The sequence below is a fragment of the Mesorhizobium sp. M0621 genome (genome assembly GCF_040320745.1).
Taxonomy (GTDB): Bacteria; Pseudomonadota; Alphaproteobacteria; order Rhizobiales; family Rhizobiaceae; genus Mesorhizobium.
In genome coordinates this window covers 1-5,935 of sequence record NZ_JAMYQF010000106.1, presented here as the reverse complement: position 1 = coordinate 5,935, position 5,935 = coordinate 1, and the positions used below count along the sequence as shown (strand labels likewise).

7 protein-coding genes and 1 pseudogene are annotated in these 5,935 nt (G+C 57.9%); 5 read left to right on the top strand and 3 right to left on the bottom strand.

What is annotated here, in order from left to right:
- Nucleotides 1-1,213: 1,213 nt before the first annotated feature.
- The gene (locus tag NKI38_RS33070; RefSeq protein WP_352665037.1) at nt 1,214-1,441 is read right to left on the bottom strand and encodes a hypothetical protein; all 228 of its coding nucleotides are present in this window, start codon (nt 1,439-1,441) and stop codon (nt 1,214-1,216) included.
- Between the two features lie 226 nt (nt 1,442-1,667).
- On the opposite strand from NKI38_RS33070, the pseudogene NKI38_RS33065 reads away from it, so the two are divergent.
- From NKI38_RS33065 to NKI38_RS33055, 3 genes and pseudogenes are all read left to right on the top strand, one after another.
- Nucleotides 1,668-2,513, top strand: a pseudogene (locus NKI38_RS33065) (ATP-dependent DNA ligase).
- Nucleotides 2,510-2,653, top strand: a complete 144-nt coding sequence (locus tag NKI38_RS33060; protein WP_352665035.1) for a hypothetical protein — start codon at nt 2,510-2,512, stop codon at nt 2,651-2,653. The pseudogene NKI38_RS33065 and the gene NKI38_RS33060 overlap by 4 nt, the downstream one beginning before the upstream one ends.
- A 359-nt stretch (nt 2,654-3,012) precedes the next feature.
- Nucleotides 3,013-3,279, top strand: coding sequence for a hypothetical protein (locus tag NKI38_RS33055; protein ID WP_352665033.1), 267 nt, complete (start codon nt 3,013-3,015; stop codon nt 3,277-3,279).
- 179 nt (nt 3,280-3,458) lie between these two features.
- Here the strand turns inward: NKI38_RS33055 and NKI38_RS33050 are convergent, their stop codons facing one another.
- Nucleotides 3,459-3,653, bottom strand: coding sequence for a hypothetical protein (locus NKI38_RS33050; RefSeq protein ID WP_352665031.1), 195 nt, complete (start codon nt 3,651-3,653; stop codon nt 3,459-3,461).
- Nucleotides 3,654-4,020: 367 nt separating this feature from the next.
- Here NKI38_RS33050 and NKI38_RS33045 point away from each other — a divergent pair, with 367 nt between their 5' ends.
- Nucleotides 4,021-4,242 carry a hypothetical protein gene (locus tag NKI38_RS33045; protein ID WP_352665028.1) on the top strand — a complete coding sequence of 74 codons (222 nt, stop codon included), beginning with the start codon at nt 4,021-4,023 and terminating at the stop codon, nt 4,240-4,242.
- Nucleotides 4,243-4,422: 180 nt separating this feature from the next.
- Here the strand turns inward: NKI38_RS33045 and NKI38_RS33040 are convergent, their stop codons facing one another.
- Nucleotides 4,423-4,572: a hypothetical protein gene (locus tag NKI38_RS33040; protein WP_352665025.1), complete on the bottom strand. Its 150-nt coding sequence runs from the start codon at nt 4,570-4,572 to the stop codon at nt 4,423-4,425.
- A gap of 1,121 nt (nt 4,573-5,693) precedes the next feature.
- Here NKI38_RS33040 and NKI38_RS33035 point away from each other — a divergent pair.
- Nucleotides 5,694-5,935, top strand: a 242-nt coding sequence (locus NKI38_RS33035) for a plasmid stabilization protein (RefSeq protein WP_352665023.1), incomplete at its 3' end; no start/stop codon positions are given.

The window sequence follows — 5,935 nt, the reverse complement described above, 5'->3', positions numbered from 1 at the left end:
CACCGACACGCCGCTCACTCGCTACAGCGCTACTAACGGCGCGCTCGTGAGCGGCTTCGCTACCGCCGAGCTACACCACCTGATGGGACACGACCATGGACGCTACCCAGCCTTAGGGGAGTGGCCGGCACGGGGGCACCCTACGGGTAGAAGGGCCCCACCGGCCACTGCGGAGGTTTGCGGACCCCTGCACTCGACAATTTATTGTCAAATCAGCAATGCCGCAACCAAACCGATAGCTGTGGCCGCTGGTAAGGTGCGTCCTCAAGGTTCTTCTTCTCTTGTGATCTGGCGCCAGCACCATCGTCTGCGCGCAGTCGGAAACCCCACGGGACAAAGTCCATCCCAAAGGCCTTTGCGTCGAAGCCTGGACACAAAAATTGTCGCTTTGCCTGGAACATCTCGCCGACCAGGAAATTTTGGAACTGCACTGTTTCCCATTCAGTGCTTCCCCCTGTGTGAGCCCTGCCCGCTGCCGAAAGGTGGCGGGCTTTTTGCTATGAGGTTTTCAGCGTTTATTGAGACCTAGGTCCCAACCAGCCCGGCAATGGTCCGAGGTGCGAAACATTTTCACCGTTCATCCTTGGGAAACGGCCGGCGAACATCAGTCCCTTCATCGTCGGTTGATGAGCGCCCGTCATTGTAGCACGCCTAGTGGCGGGCGCTCAGCATCGAAGGTTGGAGGTGCCTGGCGAGATCATCGCGAACACGTTCGCAACGCTTTTCGTGATCTGCGTTATGCAGTCTCGTTCCTTCTTTTCGGAAAACCCTTGTGGCCGGCTTTTAGGTCCGGTTGGCGCGTTGCGCCTGCGCGCTCTTACAGAGCTGATCCAATTTGTCGCGGACCCGATCGTTATCAAGCAGTAGCTTGGCGCGTGGGTATCCTCTGCTACGAAGCTCCCGTTCGATGGCTTGCCACCCTTCATAGTCGCCAGATACCGCAAGTTTCCCGGCCTCGCGCCACATACGAACGTCGCACTCTCGGAACACGCCTTTTCTCCGATGCTTTTGCACTAGTCACATAGGAGATGCGGCTAATATGTGACTTGCCTATCGCTTCCACCAACCTATGGGTTTGGTTGCGGGATGCTAATTTGGCAATAGACTATGAAGCGCGGGGGACGGCCCAAATCCCAAACCTCCGCGCGGGTGGCCGACGCGGTCCCTCCCCAAGGGTTCCACATGCCGTGCCGGCCACTCCCTTAAGGCTGATTCAGCCAGTGCGCTTTTCAGAATGGTTGTGGCGGTCGCGGAGAGCGGCCAGCAATTCTTCTTCGGTTCCTCCGGGGAGCACTTGAAAAACATTCAGCACGGCCGCCGCGAGTTGCTCTGCCTCAATCGAGGTGCGGTCTATGTTGGCGTCGATGCATACCTGCTCAAATAGGCGCTGGCACATAGCCAGATTTTCCGGGTCCAGGAATTCGAAGTCCGACAGAATCATACCGTGGCATCTCGCTTCATCAGCGAGCATAAATGTACGGAACCATAGATAGAATTTGCAAGTCAAATTGGCGTTGGCCTATCGGTTGTGCTCCGGATGAGCGTCAGCGCTGCCCGGCATTCGTCGGCTTCGATCTTCATAACCATTGAAACATGCATTTGAGCTAAAATGTTCCGGAACCGATTTCAGCCTCGCGGCTTCAGTCGTGGTTTTGTGAGTCTGGTGCATGCGTTTGAAGTTCGTTGCGCCTTTGATGCCGACCTCGGTGGAGCAGCATCCCGAGGGCGACGGTTGGATTCACGAGGTCAAATTTGATGGGTACCAGTCGCAGCTCATCAAGACGGCACCAGGATTTACACGCGCAACGGCCATGACTGGACGGCGAAATATCGCGATTTGGTGACAGAGGCCAAGAGCCTTGGCGCCGAAAGCGCTATCGTCGACGGCGAGATCATTGTGCTGAACGAGGCCGGACTGTCGGACTTCGGGGAACTGCGCAAGGCGATCGCCCGCCGGCAACATGACCTCTATTTCGTCGCCTTCGATCTGCTCCACCTGGTTGGCCACGATCTGCGCGACGTGGCGCTGAAGGAGCGGCGCGAGATCCTGGCCAGCATGATCGAGCCTGGCGGCCGCATCCAGTTCAGCGAGGCGCTGCCGGGCGCCCAAGTCAATTTATCACCTTGTCGAACAGGCCGACCTCGAAGGCATGGTGTCGAAGCGCCGCGACAGAAATACCGTAATGGACCGTCCACGAATTGGCTGAAGGCCAAATGCTATTCGATCGACGAATATGAACTGCTCGGTGTTGAGCGTGAGGTGGGCAAGCCCGCCTCGCTCTCATGGCAGAGCGCGGCACCGGGCGCTATGTCGGGAGCGCGTTCGTCACCCTGAACCGGCAGATGCGCGAACGATCATGGAAGCGCGTCCAGGAGCACCAGGGACGGCGCCCAAGGGCATGAAGCGTCCGGCGACGCAGTGGATCAAGCCGGGGCTGATCGGACGCGTGAAGCACTTGCGCGGCGAGGAAGACCTGCGGCATGCCTCGTTGCAGGACTTCCGGGAAGAATGAACAAGCGCGGCAACGATTTTCTTTATCATTGGATATTGGATCATTTACCGGACGATCCAATCATCGACCCAGTGCTACTGGGGATCGACATGGCCGTGGACGCGAAGCAGGCGGCGGAGAGCCAAGGCATTCCCGGCTAAGAGATCGATGAAGAAATCGGCACGATATACAAATTCATCATGCAGGGCTTACGCTGACAGGAGCAGCCAAAACAGCACGAAGCGGAACTTAATATCGCCGGGCAAATTGGTTCACCATGGATGCAGGACGAAATCCCGAACGATTGATGCCAAGCCCTCCCTCGAGATGGCAAAACCGCAAGGGCGTATTGATATTGGCCGCTGCCTTGTTGCTTCCAATGGGTGCGTTCGCGATCTGGTGGGCCATCTAGCGATGAGCCCGCGCGGTATCAACTTCTTCGACAAATGGATGGCAGAACATCTTCCAAACGCCATCACCGACGATCCCGTGGCCATCCAGCGACCTTGCAGACGAGGCGATGAAGGCAGCCGACAGAGAAGGGATTCCCGCCGCTGAAATCAACGAAGAAATCGGGAGTGTGCTTGAGGTCATTTTCGGATGCCATGCAGCATCGCGCTGGCGGCTTGGCAGACTGATGGACCGCGATATAGGGCAAGGAAAAGCCGGCGGACGTCGTCTTGGGGAAGGCGTCGCCGGCAAGTGGCAGGCAGGGTTGGCGGGGTGGGAAGTAGCCTGCCAATTCATCAGCACCGGCACTAGGATCTTAAGTGATCAACTTAGCTAGTGTTAATCCAGCGCGAGCCAACTGGTCTCAGATTTGCCGGGCCACACCGCCCCGAGAACTCCTCGCCGGCCATGCGGCCCGACACCCTTTTGACAGAGGGAATGCCAACAAGGCGCCGGGCCTAGCCGACGAGCTGTCTGTGGACCTTGCCCGCCGGTCATGTGCTACTCAGTTACGCCCTACAGCCGGACGAACTTGTCGAGCTGCAGGCGTATTCGCTGGTCTTCCGCGAAGGCTAGTGCGTAGGGTTCGAGCTCGAACGATCGGGTAAATTCCTGGTCTTCCTCCTCAACCACGCGGACAAACCATTCGCCGCAGGCTTCGACCACTTCGATGCAAGGATGAATCTTGCCGTTGGGTACCTCGTTATCCATCGTATTGCCTCCCTGCAATATGAGGACATCGCGAATTAGTATGAGCGCTGAATCACCCATGCAAGCCTTGGTACAAATCGTACAAATCGTAGGGAACCGACAAGGTGTTGCTAATATACAGCACCGACTGCATCTCTACTTCCTCACGCGCCGAAACGGCTTCCAACAGCTGCCCGTTGGCATCAAAATGACAACGCCAACGACGCGAGGCGAGGCGAGGCGAGGCGACGAAGATGGGCAAGCGACAAAACACAAAAACTATTGAATTGTACGGTCTCCCAGCCGTTCCGTTGTCGCTTCTGATTACGGTGCTGCTAGTAACTGGGCTGCCAGTAACTGGAATGATCGGCCGGTGGGAGGGGGAGTAATGCACACGCTGCCCGCCAATATCGATGCCGACGTGGTGCTGGCCATTGGATGGATGCTCGACGACCATGCAAAACTCGCGTCGGTCTCGCTCGCGGATTCGGTGGAGCAAATCCGCGGATCTCAGACGACCTCGCTTACCGACATTGAGATCGAGGAACTTGTGATCGAGATGGCAGGATCGCGGGGTCTTGCGGTCCTGCTCGACCGTACGGCCAGATAGCGAACATTGTACGGAAATAACTTAGACGACCGTCCGGGGGAACAATCTCTCTGCAGCCAACGTTTATTGCGCTGGCCGGATGCCCGGTACACCCCCGATCCCACCGGCCGTGTTCTGTGTCAAAGGCCCGCTGCTCTCCCCCCGAGGCAGCGGGCTTTTCCTTTTCGGCCAGGCGCGCCGCTATCGTCTCGCCGGCAGCGCCAGCAGCACAACCGCGAAAGCTGCCATCAGGAGGCAGGCGCACATGCCGACGATGTCGCGCTGCCTGTAGCGCCAGACGGCGCCAGCGAACATCGAGGCGGCGGTGGCGGCTATGTAGAGGGCGATCACGGAAACGCCGTTTCTGTCCGTTGGCAGCGCGCTGTGCCTCTTGGGCAGCGTCTCTGCCATCGCTCAGAGCGGGCCAAGATTCAATTTCCTTGAAATACGCGACCCCGCGCTGGGTGCAGTCGGCGACGGCGCGATTGTCACCGCTGCTGCCCTGAACACCCCGCGACGGCTAGGCCGCCTAGCACTCGAACGGAGACATGCCGCACGCTCACCACCCGACTGTGCGTTCGATCGTGGGCGCTCATCGCCGCAGCCTGCAATCCCGGAGTGGCCATGTCAGCATCGGCACATGATGCCTGGTACGAAAAACATTCTGCTATGACGAGCATTGCGAGCCATTGGCAGACAGCCGGTGCGTCAGTCCCACGACATGCGCTTCCATTGGTGCCATGCCCAAAAGTAACGGCAGGTCGGGTTGGGTGAAATACCCTGTGGCAACCCTGACAGGACGATCTGCCTGTATGTGCCGCCCACGTCATTCTGACATTTTTGTCCGACCCGGCATGGCCCTTCGGGAAAGACGACCAGACCACACTCTCTGGCACTGGTCGCGTATGAAGATCACTGTTCGAAAAGCAAGCGAATATATACCTTCGAAGAGGGTCTGTTGTCTCGATTGTACAACTCTTCCGTGCTGCTCTCTGGAACCGTCCTTAAAGGCCGGTGCAAGACCCATGTGACCTCGAAAAGATCGCCCCCCCCTGAGTGGCCAACTTCAACGCGATCACCAACACAAGGCGGAATGTGAAAATCAAATATGCCGTACGATTTTTCTTTTGCGTCGGTCTGTAGCTCTACCAATTCAAAGGTGTGAGCCATCACATGCCTCCCTTGCGCAGCCTCACGCCAGCGCCGCCACCATTCTCGGCGATGAACTCATCGCCGGCTGATTCGAGGGCCTGGCGGATCGCAGACATAGCATCAGAAAAGGCGGCAGGCTTTCCCGAACCTTCACAGGATAGTTTTCCCGGTTTCATATTCTGGCCAAGGAATGGCAAAAAGCATCTGTCCCGCCCGGTCCGCAGCTACGTGAAATCTCCGGGTTGTTTCCGAATTCCGATTGGAACTCCCGCGCTGTCTTTCCGTTTCCGTTCAGACTCTACAGAACAGGAGAAACAGTCATGCCACGAGGCGACAAATCGAAATACACCGACAAGCAGGAACGCAAAGCCGATCATATTGCGGAAGGCTATGAGAAGCGCGGGGTCTCCGAGCAGGAAGCCGAAAGGCGGGCATGGGCGACCGTCAACAAGGACGATGCCGGCGGTAAGAAGGAAGGCGGCTCCGGGCGCGGCAAACATACCGGCAATCCCGCGGCGCATAAGGGCGGCAAAAGCGGGGGCAAGGCATCCGCGTCACGGTC